We start from the raw sequence: 19625 nt of genomic DNA, 5'->3' as shown, positions 1-19625 counted from the left end.
GGGCCGGGCGGCCCGTCCGCGTCAGCAGCCGCAGTCGTCCGAGTCGGTCGGCGCGGTGAGCGGGTCGGCCTCCGCGCGCCGTTCGCTGCCCTGCCAGGTCTCGACCTCGAAGCCCTCGCGGATCCAGTACTCGATGCCGCCCAGCATCTCCTTGACCTGGAAGCCGAGTTCGGCCAGGGCCAGAGCGGAGCGGGTGCCGCCGTTGCAGCCCGGTCCCCAGCAGTACGTGACCACGGGGAGGTTCTTGTCCAGGAGCCGCTCGGCCTGCTCGGGGACCAGGGCGGTCGGCAGGTGGACGGCGCCCGGCACGTGGGCCTGGTCCCAGGACGGGGTGGAGCGCGAGTCGACCAGCTGGAAGCCGAGCTCCGCGCCGTCCTCCCGGTGGGCCGTGAAGGCAGCGGCGACGTCCGAGACGTCCGCGTGGAAGGCCAGGCTCGCGGCGAAGTACGCGGCGGCCGCAGCCGGGGACGCCGGGGGGACGCGCAGCACGGGGTTCACCGGAGCGGACGGGGAAGCGGGGAGGGACGCAAAGAGGCCGGCAGCGGGGTTCTGTGTCGTGGTCATGCCTGGAAAACTACAATCTGTTGAAGAGCGCCGGAAGTGGGTTTCCCCGGCCCTTCCCCTGTTCCTCCGCGGATTCCCCTGGTACACCTGGCCCATGACCGATTATTCCCCTGACGCCACCGACTGGCGCATCCTGGAGGCCCTCCAGGAGGACGGCCGCGCCAGCTTCACCGAACTCTCCCGCGCCGTGTCCATGTCCGCGAGCGCGGTCACCGAACGGGTGCGCCGCCTGGAGGAGTCCGGGATCATCACCGGCTACACGGCAGTCGTCGACCACGAGAAGCTCGGCAAGTCGATCCTCGCCCTGGTGCGCCTGCGCTACCCGCACGGCAACTACAAGCCGTTCCACGACTTCCTGGACACCACCTCCGAGATCCTGGAGGCCCATCACGTCACGGGCGACGACTGCTTCGTCCTCAAGGTCGCCGCCCGCTCCATGGCGCACTTGGAGGAGGTCACCGGCCGCATCTCCGGGCTCGGCCCGGTGACCACCAGCATCGTCTACTCCTCACCGCTGGTCCGGCGGCCGCTCAGCCCCTGAGGCCCGCCCCACGCCCGCCCCGGCCCCCGGCCTCAGTCCAGCACCGCCGCCGCCGTGCGGTGGCGCACCACCGAGCCGCCGCGCTGTTTGACGATCTCCAGTTGCGCCTGCACCCGGGACCGCAGGTCGGCGACGTGGCTGACGATGCCGACGCTGCGGTCGCGTTCGCGCAGCGAGTCCAGGACGTCCAGCACCTCGTCGAGGGCCTGGTCGTCGAGGCTGCCGAAGCCCTCGTCGATGAACAGGGTGTCCAGCCGCATGCCGCCGGCCTCGTCGGTGACCACGTCGGCCAGGCCCAAGGCCAGCGCGAGGGAGGCGAAGAAGGTCTCGCCGCCCGACAGGGTGGCCGTGTCCCGCTCGCTGCCGGTCCAGGCGTCGACCACGTGCAGCCCGAGGCCGGAGCGGCCCCGCCCGCCGGCCCGTGCGTCGGAGTGGACCAGCGTGTACCGGCCGCCGGACATGCGCAGCAGCCGTACGGTGGCCGCCGCCGCGACCTGCTCCAGGCGGGCCGCCAGCACGTACGCCTCCAGGCGCATGCGGCGCTCGTTGTCGGCGGAGGTGCCCGCGGTCAGACCGGCCAGCCGGGCCACCCGGTCGTAGGCCTCCCGGAGCGGGCCCAGGGCGCGCAGCTCCTGCTCCGCCTGGCGCGAGAGCCGGTCGAGTTCGGCGCAGCGCACCCGGGCGGCGTCGCAGGCCGAGCCGGCCGTACGGAGCGTCGCCGCGGCCCGGGCGGCGCGCGCCTCGGCCCGTTCCGGGTCGGCCGGCGGCAGGGCCGCCGCCTCCGCGGTGCCGGCCTCGGTGCGGCGGTCCGCGAGGGAGGCCTCCTCGGCCTGCCAGCCGTCCAACCGGTGCTGCAGGGCGCTGCGTTCGTACTCGGGGAGGACCGCGTCGGAGGCGGCCTCGACCGTGTCGAAGCCGGCTTTGAACGCCGCGTCGGCCAGCTGGTCGTCGGCCTCCTTCAGCCGGGCGGCGGTGGTTTCGGCCCGGCGCAGCGCGGTGGCGGCGGCCGAGACCATGCGGACCCGGTCCTCCAGGGTGCGGGCGCGGGCCGCGACGGTGGGAGCGTCGCCCCGTACCCGCGCCAGTTCGCTGTCCAGCGAGGCCTGTTCCCGGTCCAGGGCCTCGCGGCGGGAGACCCGGGAGGCGGCGCGCCGCTCGGAGTCGAGCCGGTCGGCACTGCGGGCCGCGTGCTCCCGGTCGGCGCGGGCCAGCCGCTCCCGGGCCTCGTGCAGGGCGGCGGCCGCGGCGTGGGCGGCGGCGTGCCGGGAGCTGAGGTCCGCGGTGAGGTCGAGGAGTTCGGCGGTGGTGGCGTCGCCGGCGGCGGCCGCGGCCTCGGCGCGGGCCTCCTCGACGGCGGCGAGGCGGCGCTCGACGGCGGCGCGGGCCTCCTCGGCCCGCTCGAAGGCGGCGTGGGCCCCGTCCTCGGCTGCCCGGTCCACGTGGCCGGGCGCCGGGCGGGCCGGGTCGGGGTGCTCCGCGGAGCCGCACACGGCGCAGGCCTCCCCTGACACCAGTGCCTCGGCGAGTTCGGCGGCGATCCCCCTCAGCCGGGCCTCTTTCAGCTCCAGCCAGCGCTCGCGGGCGGCGGCCGACTCCTCGCGTACGGAGAGCAGTTCGCCCGCGGTGTGCTCCGCTTCGGCGGCGAGTGCGTCCCGTCGCCGGGCGGCGGCCAGGTGCATCCGGGCGGGTTCCAGCCGGCCCGCCAGTTGTTCGGCGAGGGTGGCGGCCTGCTGGGCGGCGTCCGCGCGGTCCTGGAGGGCGGAGCGGGTGGCCTCCCAGCGCTCCAGCCACTGCGCGGACTCCTGGTCCTGCTCCTCGGCGGCCCGGGACTCGCGGTCCAGGTCGGCCCGTTCGCGGCCGATCTCGGCGCTGCGCTGTTCGGCCCGGCGGGCGGCGCCGAGGGCGCCCAGGTCCTCCCGCAGCCGCTGTTCGACGGCGGCCAGCTGCCCGGTGCCCGCTTCGGCGAGGGCGGGCGGCAGTTCGGCCCGGGCGGCCGCCTCCGCGTGGGCGGCGGCCAGGTGCGCGGCGGAGGCCTGGCCGCGCAGCTCCAGGGCGGGGGCCACCAGGGCGCCGCGCCGCGCCTGGTCCAGCAGGCCGCGCACCCGCTCCCGTTCGGGGGCCGCCTCGGCGAGCAGGGCGGCGCGCCGGGTGGTCTCGGCGTGCCGGCGCTGCAGCCGGTCGAGTTCGCGTTCGTCCTCGGCGGCCCGGCGGGCGGCGGCGTGCCGGCTCTCGGCGGCGGCCAGGGCGTACTCGGCGACGGTGAGGCGCTCCCGGGCGGAGCAGCGCGCGACGGCCGCCCAGGCGCGCACGGCCCCGGCCAGTCCGGGGTCGCCGGGCTGGTGCCCGGGCAGCGGCCAGGCCCGCAGGTCGGCGCTGTCCCCGGAGGCCTGGGCGAGGCGCTGCGCGGTGTGCAGCACCTTCTCGTCGCCCGCGCGGACCTTGGCCTCGGCGGCCCGGCGGCGTTCGCCGAGCAGGGCCTCGACGGCGGCGAAGCGGCGGGTGTCGAAGAGCCGGCCGAGCAACCGGCCGCGGGCCGCCTCGTCGGCCCGCAGGAACCGGGCGAACTCCCCCTGCGGCAGGAGCACGACCTGGCAGAACTGCTCGCGGCTCATGCCGAGCAGCTGCTCGACCTCCTCGCCGATCTCCTGGTGGGAGCGGCTGAGTGCGACCCAGTCCTCGCCGGTGCGCTCACGCAGCCAACTCTGCGCCTTGTCCTTCGTCGTCCCGGTGCCGCGCTTCTTGGGCCGGTCCTGTTCGGGGCGGCGGGTGATCTCCAGCCTGCGGCCGCCCGCGGTGAGTTCCAGGGTGACCTCGGTGGGGGCGCCGGCCGCTGCGTGGTCGCTGCGCAGGCTCGTGCCGGGGGCCTGGCGCGGGCCGGGGACCGAACCGTAGAGGGCGTAGCAGACGGCGTCCAGGACGGAGGTCTTGCCGGCTCCGGTGGGTCCGTGCAGCAGGAAGATCCCTGCTCCGGACAGGGCGTCGAAGTCGATCTCCTGGGGTTCGGCGAACGGCCCGAAGGCGGTGATGCGCAGCCGGTGCAGCCTCATCGGTGGGTCTCCTGGCGGCTGTCCTGGGCCCGGACGTCGTCGAAGGCGCCCTGCAGGACGGCCCGTTCGGCCTCGTCGGCGTGCCCGCCGCCGCGTACGTGGGCGACGAAGTCCTCGGCGATCTCCTGGTCGGTGCGGCCCCTGAGGCGCTGGGCGTAGGAGCCTCCGCTGTCCTCTTCGCGTCCCTCGGGTGCGAAGGCGAGGCTGAGGGTGTGCGGGAAACGGGCGGCGAGGCGGGCCATGGGGTCCTCGGGACGGACCGGGTCGGTGAGCGTGGCCTCGACCCAGAAGTCCTCGTACGCCGCGTACCGGGGGTCCGCGAGCAGGGTGTCGAGGGGGCCGCGCAGCCGGGCGAGGGGCCTGGGGACGGGGGTGCCGACGCGTTCGGCGGTGGTGACCTCTCCGGACGCGCCGAGCTCGACCAGCCACATGCTCTTGCGGTGGTGCTCCTCGGAGAAGGAGTAGGCGAGCGGGGAGCCGGAGTAGCGGACCCGGTCGGTGATCGTCTGGCAGCCGTGCAGGTGGCCGAGGGCGGCGTAGTCCACCCCGTCGAAGACGGCCGCCGGCACGGCCTCGACCCCGCCGACGGTGATGTCGCGCTCGCTGTCGCTGGCCTGCCCGCCGGTGACGAAGGCGTGGGCGAGCACGACGGAGCGGGTGCCCGGGGGGCGGCCGGCCAGATCGGCACGGACCCGGTCCATGGCCGCGCCGAGCACGGCCTCGTGGCTCACCCGGGCCGCGCCGAACTCGTCCTTCACCAGGGCCGGCTCCAGGTACGGGAGCCCGTACAGGGCCACCTCCCCGTGGGCGTCGGCCAGGACGACGGGGTCGGCGCAGCCGGCCGGGTCGGTCCGCAGGTGGATCCCGGCCCGGCCGATGAGCCCGGCCCCGACGCCGAGCCGGCGGGCCGAATCGTGGTTCCCGGAGATCATCACGGTGGGCACGCCGAGTGCGGCGAGCCGGTGCAGGGCGCGGTCGAACAGCTCGACGGCGGGCAGCGGCGGCACGGCCCGGTCGTAGACGTCCCCGGCGACGAGGACGGCGTCGACCTCGTGCGTGCGGGCGGTCTCGACCAGGTGGTCGACGAAGGCGGCCTGGGCGCCGAGCAGGTTGACGCGGTGGAACGACCGGCCGAGGTGCCAGTCGGAGGTGTGCAGGAACTTCACTCGCCGGCCCCGCCGCACATGCCGTCTCCCCCTGGTCGTCTCCCGCTCGCTGAACCCCTCTACGCTAACCCGTTCCCGGGCGGCTCAGGGCGCGTACGTCTCCCCGCCGAGGGTGAGGATGGCGCTGCCCGCCGTGCTGTCGGCGAGCCACGCTGCAAAGGCGGGCAGCTCCGCCTCCGGGAGGGCGACCTCGATCTCCACTGCCGTTCCGTAGCGCAGGTCGACCACGGTGCGGCCGCTGGAGCGCAGGTCGTTCTGGGTCTTGCCGGCCCGCTGGTGGTCGACGGTGACGGTGGCCAGGCGGTAGCGGCGGCGGGTGACGGTGCCGATCGCGTCGAGGGCTTCGCCGACCACGCCTCCGTAGGCGCGGATCAGTCCGCCCGCGCCGAGCTTGACCCCGCCGTAGTAGCGGGTGACGACGGCGACGGCGTAGCGGATGTCGCGCCGGGTGAGCATCTGCAGCATGGGCACCCCGGCGGTGCCGCCGGGTTCGCCGTCGTCGGAGGCCTTCTGGACGGAGGCGTCGGCGCCGATGACGTAGGCGAAGCAGTGGTGCGAGGCGGTGGGGTGCTCCTTGCGGATGCGCGCGATGAACTCCTGCGCCTCCTGCTCGGTTGCGGCAGGCGCGAGCGCGCAGAGGAACCGCGACCGGTTGACCTCGGACTCATGCACGCCCTCACGGGCCACCGTCGCGTACTGGTCTGCCTTCACCACTCCACCCTAAGCCGTGGCCGATGCCGCCCCGCCCGCCGCCGGTCGGCTGCGGTTCCCGCTGGTCAGAAGGGGGCGGGAATCGGATCTGCGTCCTCGCGGTTGCATGCGGGAGGAAGACGGAGCAGAGCAGCAGGAGGCGGCACGTGTACGGCGACCCGGCGACCATCCGCACCATCCTCACCGAACTCGGCGACACCTGGGCCGTGGTGGGCCTGTCCAACAACCAGGACCGGGCGGCCTACGGCGTGGCCCGGGTTCTGCAGCGGTACGGCAAGCGCGTGGTCCCCGTGCACCCCAAGGCCGACACGGTCCACGGGGAGCCCGGGTACCCCTCGCTGGAGGCGGTGCCGTTCCCGGTGGACGTGGTGGACGTGTTCGTCAACAGCGACCTGGCCGGGGCGGTGGCCGACCAGGCGGCGGCCGTGGGCGCGCAGGCCGTCTGGTTCCAGCTCGGCGTGGTCGACGAGGCCGCTTTCGAGCGGACCCGCGAGGCGGGGCTGAGCATGGTCATGGACCGGTGCCCCGCAATCGAGATCCCCGCCCTCGGTTAGCGCGGCAAGCCCTCGGTGGGCGCTGCAGCCGGTTCCGGCCGTTCAGGTCGTCTGCTGCTCGGCCTCCGCGAGTTCCGCCAGTCCGCGCAGCTGCTCCGGGGTGATCCCGTCGGGGAGGGGCACCGGCGGCGGGGTGCGCAGCGGCGGCTGCCAGCCGGTCTCCGGTTCCCAGCGCCGCACGATGCGCGCCGGGGCGCCCGCCACCACCGCGTGGTCGGGCACCTCGCCGCGTACGACGGCCCCCGCCGCCACCACGACGTTGCGGCCCAGCCGTGCTCCGGGCAGGATCACGGCACCCGTGCCCAGCCAGCAGCCCGGTCCGATCTCGACCGGCTCGCTGCGCGGCCACTGCTTGCCGACGGGCTGGTGGGGGTCGTCGTAGCTGTGGTTGGTGGAGGTGATGTACACCCCCGGACCGCAGAAGGTGTCGTCCCCGATGGTGATCCGGGTGTCGGCGATGACGTGACTGTCGCGGCCGATGACCACCCCGTTGCCCAGCACCAGCACCGGCTCCGCGCCGAGGTCCAGGTCCGGCATCATCCCGGCGGTGAGGGTGACCTGCTCCCCGATGATGCAGTAGTCGCCGAGCCGGATCCACGGCTCGCCGAAGACCGTGCCCTGCGGGAAGGCGAGCCGGGTGCCGTACCCGATCGCCGCGAAGCGCAGCCGCCCGGGGGTCTGCGCGGTGACCGCGCCGGCCTGCTGCATCCAGCGCCAGCACGCATGGACCACGCGGTTCGCGAACCTGCGGCGCAAGGCCGTCGGCGAGGAGAACGTGTTCTGCTTCTTCGGCACCCGGCCACGGTAGTGCGCCTCGCGGCCGTCGTCCGGGCCATGATCCTGTGATGTTCACCCCATCGGCCGGGGCCCGTGTCCGCGTGGCCTACGGTGCCGGTAGGCGCGGCATCCGGACCCGGTACCGACGACAGCACAGAGGATGACAGACATGACGCATCAGGCGGCCCCGGCCCTCGTGGCAGGGGTGGGCGGGAAGACCCCGGCCATCGACCCCACGGCATTCACCGCGCCCACTTCCGTCGTGCTCGGCGACGTCACCGTCTCGCCCGGGGCCAGCATCTGGTATTCGGCGGTGCTCCGCGCCGACTGCGGGCCGATCACGCTCGGCGAGGACAGCAATGTGCAGGACAACTGCACGCTCCATGTCGACCCGGGTTTCCCGGTCTCCGTCGGCGCGCGCGTCTCCATCGGGCACAACGCCGTCGTGCACGGCTGCACCGTCGAGGACGACTGCCTGATCGGGATGGGTGCGACCGTCCTCAACGGTGCGGTGATCGGGGCGGGTTCGCTGGTGGCGGCTCAGGCCCTGGTCCCGCAGGGCATGGTCGTCCCGCCCGGTTCGCTGGTCGCGGGCGTCCCGGCCAAGGTGCGGCGCGCACTGACCGAGGAGGAGCGCGAGCACATCCGGATCAATGCGCAGATGTACGTGGCGCTGGCCGGGCAGCACCGCGCCGCGGTGGCGCCCTAGGGGACCTCCGGCCGGCCGGCCGGACTCCGGGCGGCGGGCGCCGCGCTCCGGCCCCGCCGTCCGCGCCGTCTGCGCCTCCCGCCGGGTGGGCGCGGCGGCGCCGTGCGCGAGCAGCCGGGCCGCCGTCGTCCGGTGTCCGCAGCGGACCGCCCAGGCGAGCGCGGTGCGGTTCCGCATCCGTGCCCCGATGCCGGCGCCCCGCTCCGGCAGCAGGTCCACGGTGTCCGGGTGGCCGCCGTGGCCGTCCCCGTGCGCGGCCGCCAGGACCAGCGGGACGTAGCGCATCCGTCCGACGGGTCCGTCCGGTCCGACGCCGGCGTCGAGGAGCAGCCGGGCCACGGCCGTGTCCCCGCGCATCGCCGCCAAACACAGGGGCGTCGCCTCGTCGTAGGGACCGGCGCGGGCCACCGGGGTCGGCTCCCGCCGCGCAGCAGCCGTACGACGTCTGCGCGCCCTGCGCACACCGCCAGGTCCAGCGCCCTGCGGCCCCCGGCGCCCATGCGTCGGGCGCGGCTCCCCCCGTCGGCAGGGTGCCGCACCAGGGTCGCTTCGCCGGCTTCCGCGGCCCGCCCCGGCGCGTTCGCCACCGGGGGGGGTACTGCCCGGCGCGGCCCTCGGCCGACCAGTCCCCGGTCATCTGCCGGCCGGCCGGTGCCGCGCCGTCCGCCGCGGCCGTCAGTCGCCGACCGTGGCCCGGGCCGCCGCCTGTGCGGGGATGCCGGCCTCGGCCGCGGCGGCCGCGGCGGCCTTCTTCATCCGGCTGCGCAGGACCAGGGTCACCGTCAGGCCGATCAGTACGGCCAGCAGCAGGGCCAGCCAGGAGAACCGCTTCAGCCAGGGCTCGGCCACGACCCCGACCGAGTAGATGACGGCCGTGGTGCCGCCCGCCCAGAGGATCCCGCCGAGGACGTTCGCGACCAGGAACCGCCAGTACGGCATCCGCAGTACGCCCGCCAGCGGCCCGGCGAAGATCCGCAGCAGCGCCACGAACCGGCCGAAGAAGACGGCCCACATGCCCCATTTGTCGAAGGAGCGTTCCGCCATGGCCACCTGGTCGGGGCCGAAGTGCTTGGGGAAGCGCCGTCCGAGGCGCTCCAGCAGCGGTTTGCCGCCCTTGCGTCCGATGGCGTAGCCGATGGAGTCCCCGATGATGGCGCCGGCGATCGCGCAGATGCCGAGGACGACCGGGTCGATGTCCCCGTGCTGTGAGGCCAGCAGCGCCGAGCTGACCAGGATGATCTCGCCGGGCAGGGGGATGCCCAGGCTCTCCAGCCCGATCACCAGACCCACCAGGAGGTAGATGGCGACCGCCGGAATCGTCTCCAGCCATTCCTGGATGTGCACCGGTACGTCCTCCCGTGTCGTCCCGGCGCGCCCCCTGTGACATGCCGGACCGGCAGCCTATCGGCTCCTCACCACGGCCTCGGACCTCAGCGGCAGATCCCGCGAGGATCGGCCGGCGAACACCTCGCGCCGGCCGGTGCCCAGGACCCAGGCGTGCGCGGCCGGGTCCCAGGAGGACAGGGTCCTGGCGTCCATGTCCACGGTGACCCGCTGCGACTGGCCGGGCGCCAGGGTGAGCCGCCGGTAGCCGGCGAGGGCGCGCACCGGCTGGTCGAGTCCCAGGTCCGGCGAGGGGCCGAGGTACACCTGGGCCACCTCGGTGCCCTTGCGGCGGCCGGAGTTGCGGACCGTGAACTCCGCGCGGAGCCCACCGCGCTCCGGCCGGACCGCCAGCTTCCCGTACTCCCAGGCCGTGTAGGAGAGCCCGTGCCCGAACGGGAACAGCGGGGCGCTCCTGCGGGCGTCGTACCAGCGGTGGCCCACGTGCACCCCCTCCCCGTACTCCAGCCGTCCGCCCACCCCGGGGTAGCGCCGGGGGTCGCCGCCGACCGGGGTCGTCCGCTCGTCGGCCGGGAAGGTCTGGGTGAGCCGGCCGCCCGGGTCGGCGTCCCCGAACAGGACGGCGGCGGTGGCCTCGGCTCCCTCCTGGCCCGGGTAGTACATCTGGAGGACGGCTCCGGTGCGGGCGAGCCACGGCATGGTGGTGGCGGACGGGGTGTTCAGGACGACCGTGGTGCGCGGGTTCACGGCGGTGACGGCCTCGATCAGGCGCTCCTGGCCGCCGGGCAGGGCCAGGGAGGTGCGGTCGCGGCCCTCGGTGGAGTCCTCGTAGGCGAAGAGCAGCACGCTGCGCGCCTCCTTGGCGCACGCCACGGCCTCGGCGAGGTCCGCGGCCCGGGTCGCGCCGGTGGTGTGCCGCAGGCGGAAGCGCTGTCCGCCGGCGCCGCCCTGGGCGTTCACGGCGAGCCGGTGGGTGCCCGCCTTGAGGGTGAGGGTGCGGCGGCGGACGGCCATCCCGTCGGGTGCGGCGCCGAGGAGTCCGCCCGCGTACTGCTCGGCCGGGCCCTGCAGGACGGGGAACAGCTCCACCCCGTCGAGCCGGACGCCGGGGCGCAGCCCGGTGTAGTGGAGGACCAGGGTCCACTCGTCGTCCGCCGTGAGGCGGAACTCCCCCGCATGGCTCCAGCTGCGCCCCGCTCCCACCCGCCGGTCGTCCAGGGCGGCCGGCGGGGTCAGCAGTCCCGGCGGGAGGGGCCGCCCGTACAGGTCCTCGCCGAGGGCGTGGCGCACGGTGGAGCCGTTCCCGGCGCGCTGCCGGACGGCGGCGAGCGGGGCGGCCGCGGACTCCGGGACCACGTGCGCGCTGCCGCCGCCGCTGATGAAGGGAACCCGGGCGGTGGGCCCGATCACGGCGATGGAGCGGGCGGCCGCGCCGGTCAGCGGCAGCGTCCCGTGCTCGTTGCGCAGCAGCACGGCCCCTGCGGTGGCCACCTTGCGGGCGGTCCGGGCGCCGGCGGCGGCGTCGCGCGGGGGACGGCGCGCGGGCCGGGCGGCCAGCAGCCCGAAGCGGTCGAGGGTGGTCAGGACGCGGCGCACGGCGCGGTCGACGCTCGCCTGGGACACGGATCCGGCGCGCACGGCCTCCCGCAGCGGGCGCCCGAAGTGGGTGCCGCCGGGCATCTCCATGTCGAGGCCGGCGCCGACGGCGGCGACCGTGCTGTGGGTGGCGTCCCAGTCGGACATCACCCAGCCGTCGAACGCCCAGCGTTCCCGCAGCAGTTCGCCGAGCAGTGGTCCGCTCTCGCCGGCCGCGGCTCCGTTGACCTTGTGGCGGGCGGCCATCACCGCGCCGGCTCCGGCGGCAACGGCCGCTTCGAAGCCGCGCAGTTCCGTCTCGTGCAGGGCCTGTTCGCCGACGATCACATCGACGGTGTCGCGGCCCTTCTCCTGGTGGGCGAGGGCGAAGTGCTTGACGGTGGCGACGACCCCTTCGTCCTGGATGCCGCGGACCACCGCGGCGACCAGGTCGGCGGTGAGCCGCGGGTCCTCGGCGAAGGTCTCGAAGTTCCGCCCTGCGTACGGGGTGCGGATGAGGTTGGCCATGGGTGCGAGCAGGACGTCCTGGCCGAGGGCGCGGGCCTCGCGGCCGATGACGCGGCCGTACTCGCGCGCGAGCGCCGGGTCGAAGGCCGAGGCCAGCAGGACCGGCGCGGGCAGGGCGGTGGCCGCCGCCGCGACCCGTACCCCGGCGGATCCGTCGGCGATCCGCAGGGCCGGGATGCCGAGGCGGGCCACCCCGGGCAGGTAACCGGCCTGGCCCAGCGGGGCCGGGTCCGGGGCGCCGTGCAGCAGGGCGGTCTTCTCCTCCAGGGTGAGCCGCTCCAGCAGCGAGGCGACCCGGGCCGCCCGGCCGCCGGGGCCGGGGGCGCCGGTCGGGGCCGCGGGCGAAGGGGCGCCGGGCCGTGCGGCGCCGGGTGGGAGGGTGGCCGCGCAGCCGCCCGCGGCGAGGGCCCCGCCGGCCCCGGCGAGCAGCCGGATCGCCGTACGTCTGGACACGGCCTGGCTCATGGGCGCTCCCTGCGGCGTCGGTCGGCGGGGGGCGACCCGCGCCGGCCGCCCCCGGGCCCACTGTGCGCCGGGCTGCGCCGGCCCCGGTCCAGACGCGCCACCGGGGCGCCGAGGTTCAGCCCTGCGGCGGGGGTTGCACGCTGTCGGCGTCGTGGCGCGCCTCGTCCTGGCGCTGGACCCGCGCCTCGGTACGGTGCCCGCGCGCGATGTAGTCCCGTACGACGGCCTCCACCGCGTCCTGCGGGGAGCCGACCCCGGCGAGGACCATCACCTCCACCACGAGCTCGGCGTCGAGGCTGATGCTGACCTTGGCCACGGATACCCCCTGGGTCGTCGTGCGGGGACTCTATCCGCCGCGGACCGCGGGAGGGCGGGAAGCGCAGGGCCCGGCCCGCCGGGTCGCGGCGGGCCGGTCGGCGCGGGCGGGTCCGCCGCCCGCGCGGGGCTTGGCGAGGCGCCCCGCAGGAGCCTGGTCAGGCGTGGGGGCGCAGGGTCCAGACCACCGTCATCTCGCCGGTCACGGCCTCGTCCTCGCGCTGGATGGCCACGGTGACCGGGAACTCGGGACGGCCGCCCGCATCGAGTTCGGCCACGACCTCCGCGGCCGGGCGGCCGAGGGTGGCGGTGGCGGTCACGACGCCCTTGGCCAGCTTCTTGTAGCCGATGTCGGCCCGCACGGCCAGCGGCACGGCGCGTGAGAGCTGCTCGCCGAAGGCGGCCAGGACGATCGCGCCGCTCGCGGACTCGGCGAGGGTGAACATGGCGCCCGCGTGCGGTCCGCCGACGTGGTTGTGGAAGTCCGGCTGGTCCGGGAGCCGGACGACCGCGCGCTCGGGGGTGGTCTCCAGGAACTGGAGGTTCAGGGTCCGGGCCATCGGCACGGTCGCGGCGAGCAGTTCGCCCACGTTCATCTGGTCTGCGCTCATGACCCGCGATGTTACCCACGAGTAGACAGTCTTGGCCAGAGCCGTACCGGGGGCGGCCGTGGCTCCCCCGGCGCCCGCCCACTATCGTTACCGGCCATGTGGCCAGGACAGCAGCAGCCGCCCGGGGGCGAGCACAACCCCCAGGACGCGCAACAGAACCCGTACCAGCAGCAGCCAGGACAGCCGGGGCAGCCCAACCCCTACCAGCAGCAGCCGGGTTACGGTGAGCAGCAGCCCGGCTACGGGTACCCGCAGCAGCCGGGATACCAGCAGCCCCCGACCGTTCCGGGCGGCCCGGACTGGGGCCGTCCCCAGCAGCCGGAACCTGCGCGGGGCGGCGGCGGGAGCCCGTTCGCGACCCGGACCGTGGCGATCGTGGCGGCTTCGGCGGTCGTGGTGACGGCGGCCGCCACCGGCGCCTTCGTCCTGACCCGGGACGACAAGAAGGTCGAGGCGAACGACAAGCCCGCCGCCTCCTCCTCGGCCCCCGTCTCCCCCACGGCTCCCGCTCCGGCCGGCAGCAGCGCCAACCCCCGCGCCGGCGGCGACCTCAAGCCCGTCATCCCGGGCTGGAAGGTGGTCGTCAACCCCGGGCACGGCACCGCCTTCGACGTGCCGCCGGAGTGGAAGGTCGCCGGCTCGGGCGTCAGCATGGGCTTCGAGGACGCGACCAAGGGCGACGGGTCCCCGTTCGTCGTGATGTCCGCACCGGCCTACTTCAAGGAGGACTGGTGCAAGGTCGACTCCGACAAGGACGGCAAGGAGGAGTCGACCGAGCTGGCGGGCACGGGCTCCAAGGGCGCCCAGGGCGCCAAGGACACCGCCGAGGCCTCCCGCAACGCGGCGGCCAGCTGGGTCGTCGGGGCCTACGCGCAGAAGGCGCCCAAGGAGACCGTCAAGGTGTCCGACGCCAAGGAGTACACCACCTCCTCGGGGCTCAAGGGCCACACCGCCACGGCGACGGCCACCGGGGTGCCGAAGGAGAACAAGTGCGACACGGACGGCAAGTCCATCGCGTTCAGCTTCAAGAACGCCAAGGGTGACTTCGCCTCCTGGGTCCTCTACGCCGTCGCCGGCGTGCCGGGCGAGGTGCCCCAGGAGACCGTCGACAAGATCCTGAGCTCGGTCCGCCTCAGCGGCTGATCGCCTCCGTACGGCCCGCCGGGCCGGAAATCCGTTTGGATTCCCGGCCCGGAACCGGGACAGTCCGGGGGTGAGTCCTCCCGTCGCCCCCTCCGGCGCTCCCGCGCCCCGTACGCCCGCATCCCGCCGCCGCCCCGCCTGGGCGGGCCGGAACTACAGCCTGCTGACGGCTGCCGCGGTGGTGACCAACCTGGGCAGCCACGGAGCGCTCGTCGCCACGGCCTTCGCCGTCCTGGAGGCGGGCGGGACCGGCGGTGACGTGGGGCTGGTCGCGGCGGCCCGCACGCTGCCTCTCGTCCTCTTCCTCCTCGTCGGCGGGGCCCTCGCCGACCGGCTGCCGCGCCACCGCGTGATGGTGGCGGCCAACGCCCTCAACTGCCTGTCGCAGGCCGCCCTCGCCGGGCTCGTGCTCACCGGGGACCCGCAGTTGTGGCAGATGATGCTGCTGACCGCGCTGTGCGGCACCGGCACGGCCTTCTTCAACCCGGCAGCCGAGGGCATGCTGCTGTCCACCGTCTCCGGTGAACACGCCAACCGTGCCTTCGCCCTGTTCCGGATGGCGATGCACGGCGCCGGCATCGGCGGCGCGGCCCTGGGCGGCGCACTGATCGCCGCGATCGGACCGGGCTGGGTGCTGGCGGTGGACGCGGCGGCCTTCGCCGTCGCCGGCGCCCTGCGCGCCTTCCTCAAGGTCGGCCGCCTCGCGCAACGGGCCCCCGGCGGGGGCCTGCTGGCCGACCTCCGCGAGGGCTGGACCGAGTTCCGCACCCGCCCCTGGCTGTGGGGCATCGTGCTCCAGTTCTCCGTCGTGGTGGCCGTCGTCGGCGCCGCCGAGTCGGTCTACGGTCCGCTCGTGGCCCAAGACCGGCTCGGCGGCCCCGCTCCCTGGGGCCTCGCCCTGGCGTGTTTCGGGGCGGGCACCCTCGCCGGCGCCGTCCTGATGATGCTGTGGAAGCCCCGGCGGCTGCTGCTGGTCGGCACCCTGTGCGTGTTCCCGCTGGCGCTGCCCTCGGCGGGGCTGGCCGTGCCGCTGCCGGTCTGGGGGCTGTGCGCGGTGATGCTGGTCAGCGGGGCCGCGATCGAAGTGTTCGGCGTGAACTGGATGACGACCCTGCACCAGGAGATCCCGGAGGAGAAGTTCTCCCGGGTCTCCGCCTACGACTGGTTCGGCTCGGTGTCGATGCTCCCGCTCGCCACCGCCCTGGCGGGACCGGCGGAATCGGCCTTCGGCCGCACCCCGGCGCTGTGGGGCTGCGCGGCGCTGGTCGTGCTGGTCACCGCGCTGGTCCTGCTGGTCCCGGACGTGCGCCGGGTGACCCGCGCGGCGCACCCCGGACCCCGCCCGGCCGCGTCCGGGCCCGCGGCCCACGCCGCCCCCGCAGCCACCGACGCGGCAGACCCCGCCCCCGCCGTCATCCCAGGCTGAAGGCTCCCTCCGGCGGCTCCGGGGAGGGCGCGGCGTCCGCGTCCGCCACCGGCAGGGCGCCGCGCATGAACCGGGCCAGCGGCTCCCCGTGCTCCACCCGGGCCGCGAACGCGTCAGCCGCGCACCGGCGGGCCAGCGCGGCCACCTGCAGCGGGGCGTCGGAGGCCAGCAGCACCGCGTTGCCGAAGCGCCGCCCGCGCAGCACCGGGGGTTCGGCGACCAGGGCGAGCTCGCCGAACACCTCGGCGGCATTGGCCAGCTGCGAGCGCAGGAAGCCGAAGGGCGCCCCGTCGGCCAGGTTCGCCGCGTACAGCCCGCCGGGCCGCAGCACCCGCGCCGCCTGGCGGGCGTACTCCACCGAGGTCAGCTGCGCCGGCACCCGCGAGCCGTGGAACACGTCGGCGACCAGGACGTCCGCGCTCCCGGCCGGCGCCGCCTCCAGCCAGGCGCGGGCATCGGCGGCGTGCACCGTGATCCCGGCGGCGGCGGGCAGCGGCAGGTGCTCGGCGACCAGCTCCACCAGGGCCGCGTCGAACTCCACGACGTCCTGGCGGGATCCGGGCCGGGTCGCCGCCGCGTAGCGCGGCAGGGTCAGCGCGCCGCCGCCCAGGTGCAGCAGGTCCAGTGCCCGTCCCGGCTGCGCCGCACAGTCCAGGACGTGCCCGAGGCGGCGTACGTACTCGAACTCCAGGTGTTCCGGCTCGTCGAGGTCCACATAGGACTGCGGGGCGCCGTTGACGGTCAGCAGCCAGGCCCGTCCGCGGTCCACGTCCGGCATCAGTTTGGCGGCGCCCTGGCCCACGTTCCGGAACACCGGGATCTGTTCTTCGCTCACCCCGCCATTGTCGGGCCCTTCAGGACGACCAGACGGCGGCGGCCTCGGCTGCGTGCGCCGCGGCCTGCGCGAGGCCGGCCCGCGCGGCCGGGTCCCGGCGGGCCGGGTCCAGGACGTTGCGGCCGAAGGTCTTGCGGGCCGCGGGGGACGGGGTGATCAGCAGCACCCGCGCCCCCGCCGCACGCAGCCGGGCGGCCTGCGCGGCGGGCGAGGGGACCAGCCCGGAGCCGAGCGAGAGGGGGGCCAGGATCACCACGCGCGCATGGCCGGCGGCCAGGTCCGCGTTGGTGGCGGAGCGGACGCCGCCGTCGATGAACCGGCGTCCGCCGACCGTCACCGGCGGCCAGACCCCGGGCACGGCGCAGCTCGCGGACACCGCGTCGACGAGCCCGGCCCCGCTCTCCCGGTCGAAGTCGGCGGGCTCGCCGGTGAGGGCGTCGACCGCGGTGACGACGAGCCGCCGCTCGGGCCAGCGGTGCGAGACGAGCCGGGCCGCCAGGATCTCGCGCCGTTCGCCCTCCCCGGTGGTCCGGGCGGCCAGGGCCATCGCGCCGACCCGCTGCCGGTAGGCGGCCGGGGTGCGCGAGCGCGCCATGGCCAGGGCGTACCGGGCGAGCACCCCGGCCCCCAGCCGCGCCGCGCTCTCCCCGGCGGCCTCGCCGAGCTGGCGCTCGTACAGCTCCTGGGAGGTGAGCAGTCCGGAGGTCAGCTGGGCGCCGACGACCGAACCCGCGGAGGTGCCGACGACGAGGTCGGCTCCGGTGAGGTCGACGCCGGCGCGCGCGAGGCCGTAGAGGATCCCGCACTCCCATCCGATGCCGGTCAGTCCGCCGCCGCCCAGCACCAGTGCGCTCTTGCCGCTCATCCCCGCCCGCCCTCCGTGTCCGCCCGTGGTGACGGCAGTCTGACGCAGCCGGGCCGCCGTCACCACAGAGGGGGCCGGATCAGCCGAGCACGGTGGTCACCGTGCCCGCCCCGACGGTCCGCCCGCCCTCCCGGATCGCGAAGCCGAGGCCTGCCTCCAGGGGCACGTCCCGTCCGAGCTCGACCGTCATGGTGACCGTCTCCCCCGGCCGGGCGACGCCGGCCTCCCCGAGGTCCACCTCCGCGACCACGTCGGCGGTCCGGATGTAGAACTGCGGCCGGTATCCACTGGCGACCGGGGTCGTCCGGCCGCCCTCGCGGGCGGAGAGCACGTACACCTGCGCGGTGAAGCGCCGCTTCGGGCTGACGCTCCCGGGCGCGGCCGCCACGTCCCCGCGGCGCACCTGGTGGCGCTGGACCCCGCGCAGCAGCAGCGCCACGTTGTCCCCGGCCTCGGCGGACTCCATCGGCTTGCCGAAGGTCTCCAGTCCGGTGACGACCGCGGTGACGTCGTCGCCGCCGCCGTGCAGGGTCACGCGGTCGCCGAGGGCGACGCGGCCCCGCTCGACGGCCCCGGTCACGACGGTGCCGCGTCCGGTGATCGTCAGCACGTTCTCCACCGGGAGCAGGAACGGCGCGTCGGTGTACCGCACCGGCATCGGCACGTAGGTGTCCACCGCGTCCAGCAGCGCCTCGACCGCCCCCGTCCAGCGTGGGTCGCCCTCCAGCGCGCCGAGCCCGGAGACCCGTACGACGGGCGCGGCGTCGCCGCCGTAGCCGTGCGCGGTGAGGAGCTCGCGGACCTCCAGCTCGACCAGGTCGGCGAGCTCCGGGTCCGCGGCGTCGGCCTTGTTGAGGGCCACCACGATGTGGTCGACGCCCACCTGGCGGGCGAGCAGCACGTGCTCGGCCGTCTGCGGCATGACCCCGTCGAGCGCGGAGACGACGAGGATGGCCCCGTCGAGCTGCGCGGCGCCGGTGACCATGTTCTTGACGTAGTCCGCGTGGCCGGGCATGTCCACGTGGGCGTAGTGCCGGGTGTCGGTCTCGTACTCGACGTGCGTGAGGTTGATGGTGATGCCGCGGCGGGCCTCCTCGGGGGCCCGGTCGATCCGGTCGAAGGGCACGAAGGAGGCGCCGCCGCGCTCGGCGAGGACCTTGGTGATGGCGGCGGTGAGGGTGGTCTTGCCGTGGTCGACGTGACCCATGGTGCCGATGTTGAGGTGCGGCTTGGTCCGCACGAAGGCCGTCTTGGCCATGATGATGTCCCGTGGCTCGAAACCGTGAGGGGACCCCTGGAGCCGACCGACCCTCCCCCTGCGGGGTCCGCCGGACGATCCGGGAAGGGTCAGCTTCGTGCGCCGTAGAATGCGGCCGGGGCAGGTGCACCTGCGTTTGCGGCAGCCTTCGGCGCGTCCGCGACTGCGGACGGCGCTGCGGGGAAGGCGTACCGGGACATGCCTCGGATCCTGCCGGACGGGCAGCCGCCCGTCGAGCGAATTTCCCTCCGCCCCGCAGCCCTGGGGCGCGCGCTGTGCCCGGACGGCGGCGGGGCACCGGGCAGCGGGCCGGTCCCGCCGGGACCCCGCACGGCGGGGGCCGGGAGCCGCCGGGGGTCCGCCGGGGTGAGACACGGATGACGGCGCGGCGCCGCATGCGTCGGTTAGTCTCCCGGGATGTCCCTCCTCCTTGCCCCGCGCGTCCGGCTGTCGCTGCTCGTCGTGCTGCTGGTGGCCGCCGGGACCTGTGTGCTGCTGTTCGAGCCGCAGCGCATCCTCTCGGAGGGCTGGCCGCCCGGGCTGCCGGTGGGTGCGGCCGTGGCGTTGTTCGCCGCCGTGTACGGGGTGTGCGCGGCGGCCTTCGTGCCCCGCCCCCTGCTGAACCTTGCCGCGGGCGCCGTCTTCGGGGCGCAGTCCGGCCTGCCGGCGGCGGTCGGCGGCACGGTCCTCGGCGCGGGTATCGCCTTCGGCCTGGGCCGGGTCATGGGCCAGGAGGCCCTGCGGCCCTTCCTGCGCGGCCGCTGGCTGGAGGCGGCCGACGGCCAGCTCAGCCGGCACGGCTTCCGTTCGATGCTCGCGGTGCGGCTCTTCCCCGGCGTGCCCTTCGTGGTGGCCAACTACTGCGCGGCCGTCTCGCGCTGCGGCTGGTCCCCCTTCCTGCTGGCCACGACGCTCGGGGTGGTCCCGAACACCGCCGCCTACGTGATCGCGGGTGCCAGCGCCTCCTCACCCGGATCGCCCGCTTTCCTGGCCTCGTTCGGCTTCATCGCCGTCTCCCTGGTGGTCGCGGGAGGCGTCGCGTGGCGCAAGCGGCACCGGCTGGCACCCCCTCGCACACCCGTCGCAGCGTACGAACTGACGCCCCTGCACCCCCCTGTGGTCAGCGGCGCCTCGCACGGGCCCTAGCATCGGACCCGAACTGCCCGACGATCACAAGGACGAGCGCACCCC

General features: G+C 75.5%; 18 protein-coding genes and 1 pseudogene. 6 read left to right on the top strand and 13 right to left on the bottom strand.

Annotated elements, in window-relative coordinates:
- Positions 1–21: 21 nt before the first annotated feature.
- Entirely contained in the window at positions 22–564 is a 543-nt protein-coding gene (locus ACLJTM_RS06155; protein WP_411102362.1) for a rhodanese-like domain-containing protein, read from the bottom strand.
- A gap of 94 nt (positions 565–658) precedes the next feature.
- Between ACLJTM_RS06155 and ACLJTM_RS06150 the strand changes: the two genes are divergently transcribed.
- Positions 659–1105: an Lrp/AsnC family transcriptional regulator gene (locus ACLJTM_RS06150; RefSeq protein ID WP_411102361.1), complete on the top strand. Its 447-nt coding sequence runs from the start codon at positions 659–661 to the stop codon at positions 1103–1105.
- Between the two features lie 32 nt (positions 1106–1137).
- Here the strand turns inward: ACLJTM_RS06150 and ACLJTM_RS06145 are convergent, their stop codons facing one another.
- The 3 genes from ACLJTM_RS06145 to ACLJTM_RS06135 form a co-directional block, all read right to left on the bottom strand.
- Positions 1138–4152 (bottom strand): AAA family ATPase, encoded by a 3015-nt coding sequence (locus tag ACLJTM_RS06145; protein ID WP_411102359.1) that lies wholly within the window; start codon positions 4150–4152, stop codon positions 1138–1140.
- Positions 4149–5318, bottom strand: coding sequence for an exonuclease SbcCD subunit D (locus ACLJTM_RS06140; RefSeq protein ID WP_411102358.1), 1170 nt, complete (start codon positions 5316–5318; stop codon positions 4149–4151). The genes ACLJTM_RS06145 and ACLJTM_RS06140 overlap by 4 nt, the downstream gene beginning before the upstream one ends.
- An 84-nt stretch (positions 5319–5402) precedes the next feature.
- Positions 5403–6029, bottom strand: a complete 627-nt coding sequence (locus ACLJTM_RS06135; protein ID WP_411102357.1) for a YigZ family protein — start codon at positions 6027–6029, stop codon at positions 5403–5405.
- A gap of 146 nt (positions 6030–6175) precedes the next feature.
- On the opposite strand from ACLJTM_RS06135, the gene ACLJTM_RS06130 reads away from it, so the two are divergent.
- Positions 6176–6583, top strand: a complete 408-nt coding sequence (locus tag ACLJTM_RS06130; protein WP_411102355.1) for a CoA-binding protein — start codon at positions 6176–6178, stop codon at positions 6581–6583.
- 42 nt (positions 6584–6625) lie between these two features.
- Here the strand turns inward: ACLJTM_RS06130 and ACLJTM_RS06125 are convergent, their stop codons facing one another.
- Positions 6626–7378: an acyltransferase gene (locus ACLJTM_RS06125; RefSeq protein WP_411102354.1), complete on the bottom strand. Its 753-nt coding sequence runs from the start codon at positions 7376–7378 to the stop codon at positions 6626–6628.
- 151 nt (positions 7379–7529) lie between these two features.
- Between ACLJTM_RS06125 and ACLJTM_RS06120 the strand changes: the two genes are divergently transcribed.
- On the top strand, positions 7530–8069 hold the full coding sequence (locus tag ACLJTM_RS06120) for a gamma carbonic anhydrase family protein (RefSeq protein ID WP_411102353.1): 540 nt from the start codon (positions 7530–7532) through the stop codon (positions 8067–8069).
- A gap of 315 nt (positions 8070–8384) precedes the next feature.
- Here ACLJTM_RS06120 and ACLJTM_RS06115 read toward each other — a convergent pair.
- The 5 genes and pseudogenes from ACLJTM_RS06115 to ACLJTM_RS06095 all read right to left on the bottom strand — a co-directional run.
- A pseudogene (locus tag ACLJTM_RS06115) lies at positions 8385–8477 on the bottom strand (ankyrin repeat domain-containing protein); the annotation flags it as partial.
- A 267-nt stretch (positions 8478–8744) separates the two neighbouring features.
- A complete protein-coding gene (locus tag ACLJTM_RS06110) occupies positions 8745–9413 on the bottom strand; it encodes a DedA family protein (RefSeq protein WP_411102352.1) in 669 nt (222 codons plus the stop codon).
- 57 nt (positions 9414–9470) lie between these two features.
- On the bottom strand, positions 9471–11981 hold the full coding sequence (locus tag ACLJTM_RS06105) for a beta-glucosidase family protein (protein ID WP_411102351.1): 2511 nt from the start codon (positions 11979–11981) through the stop codon (positions 9471–9473).
- A 115-nt stretch (positions 11982–12096) separates the two neighbouring features.
- Positions 12097–12297 (bottom strand): DUF2191 domain-containing protein, encoded by a 201-nt coding sequence (locus tag ACLJTM_RS06100; protein ID WP_411102349.1) that lies wholly within the window; start codon positions 12295–12297, stop codon positions 12097–12099.
- Positions 12298–12454: 157 nt separating this feature from the next.
- Positions 12455–12907: a DUF4442 domain-containing protein gene (locus ACLJTM_RS06095; protein WP_411102347.1), complete on the bottom strand. Its 453-nt coding sequence runs from the start codon at positions 12905–12907 to the stop codon at positions 12455–12457.
- Positions 12908–13003: 96 nt separating this feature from the next.
- Between ACLJTM_RS06095 and ACLJTM_RS06090 the strand changes: the two genes are divergently transcribed.
- The gene (locus ACLJTM_RS06090) at positions 13004–14050 is read left to right on the top strand and encodes a hypothetical protein (protein WP_411102346.1); all 1047 of its coding nucleotides are present in this window, start codon (positions 13004–13006) and stop codon (positions 14048–14050) included.
- 70 nt (positions 14051–14120) lie between these two features.
- Complete coding sequence (locus tag ACLJTM_RS06085) at positions 14121–15476, top strand: MFS transporter (protein ID WP_411102345.1); 1356 nt, start codon at positions 14121–14123, stop codon at positions 15474–15476.
- On the opposite strand, the gene ACLJTM_RS06080 is transcribed toward ACLJTM_RS06085, so the two are convergent.
- From ACLJTM_RS06080 to tuf, 3 genes are all read right to left on the bottom strand, one after another.
- Positions 15463–16254 carry a spermidine synthase gene (locus ACLJTM_RS06080; RefSeq protein WP_411103256.1) on the bottom strand — a complete coding sequence of 264 codons (792 nt, stop codon included), beginning with the start codon at positions 16252–16254 and terminating at the stop codon, positions 15463–15465. The genes ACLJTM_RS06085 and ACLJTM_RS06080 overlap by 14 nt on opposite strands.
- 76 nt (positions 16255–16330) lie before the next feature.
- Positions 16331–17176, bottom strand: a complete 846-nt coding sequence (locus tag ACLJTM_RS06075; RefSeq protein WP_411102344.1) for a patatin-like phospholipase family protein — start codon at positions 17174–17176, stop codon at positions 16331–16333.
- Positions 17177–17255: 79 nt separating this feature from the next.
- Positions 17256–18434: an elongation factor Tu gene (tuf, locus tag ACLJTM_RS06070; RefSeq protein WP_411102342.1), complete on the bottom strand. Its 1179-nt coding sequence runs from the start codon at positions 18432–18434 to the stop codon at positions 17256–17258.
- A 417-nt stretch (positions 18435–18851) separates the two neighbouring features.
- Between tuf and ACLJTM_RS06065 the strand changes: the two genes are divergently transcribed.
- Positions 18852–19580: a TVP38/TMEM64 family protein gene (locus ACLJTM_RS06065; RefSeq protein WP_411102340.1), complete on the top strand. Its 729-nt coding sequence runs from the start codon at positions 18852–18854 to the stop codon at positions 19578–19580.
- Positions 19581–19625 lie beyond the last annotated feature (45 nt).

The sequence above is a fragment of the Streptomyces sp. cmx-4-9 genome (assembly GCF_046548835.1).
Classification (GTDB): Bacteria; Actinomycetota; Actinomycetes; order Streptomycetales; family Streptomycetaceae; genus Streptomyces.
The sequence above is the reverse complement of the archived record's forward strand: the minus strand, read 5'-3'. Positions and strand labels throughout refer to the sequence as shown.

Bases quoted from the DNA above. Each gene is read 5' to 3' on its own strand.
- ACLJTM_RS06155 (WP_411102362.1), bottom strand. From the start codon at position 564: ATGACCACGACACAGAACCCCGCTGCCGGCCTCTTTGCGTCCCTCCCC.
- ACLJTM_RS06150 (WP_411102361.1), top strand. From the start codon at position 659: ATGACCGATTATTCCCCTGACGCCACCGACTGGCGCATCCTGGAGGCC.
- ACLJTM_RS06145 (WP_411102359.1), bottom strand. From the start codon at position 4,152: ATGAGGCTGCACCGGCTGCGCATCACCGCCTTCGGGCCGTTCGCCGAA.
- ACLJTM_RS06120 (WP_411102353.1), top strand. From the start codon at position 7,530: ATGACGCATCAGGCGGCCCCGGCCCTCGTGGCAGGGGTGGGCGGGAAG.
- ACLJTM_RS06105 (WP_411102351.1), bottom strand. From the start codon at position 11,981: ATGAGCCAGGCCGTGTCCAGACGTACGGCGATCCGGCTGCTCGCCGGG.
- ACLJTM_RS06095 (WP_411102347.1), bottom strand. From the start codon at position 12,907: ATGAGCGCAGACCAGATGAACGTGGGCGAACTGCTCGCCGCGACCGTG.
- ACLJTM_RS06090 (WP_411102346.1), top strand. From the start codon at position 13,004: ATGTGGCCAGGACAGCAGCAGCCGCCCGGGGGCGAGCACAACCCCCAG.
- ACLJTM_RS06080 (WP_411103256.1), bottom strand. From the start codon at position 16,254: ATGCCGGACGTGGACCGCGGACGGGCCTGGCTGCTGACCGTCAACGGC.
- ACLJTM_RS06075 (WP_411102344.1), bottom strand. From the start codon at position 17,176: ATGAGCGGCAAGAGCGCACTGGTGCTGGGCGGCGGCGGACTGACCGGC.
- tuf (WP_411102342.1), bottom strand. From the start codon at position 18,434: ATGGCCAAGACGGCCTTCGTGCGGACCAAGCCGCACCTCAACATCGGC.
- ACLJTM_RS06065 (WP_411102340.1), top strand. From the start codon at position 18,852: ATGTCCCTCCTCCTTGCCCCGCGCGTCCGGCTGTCGCTGCTCGTCGTG.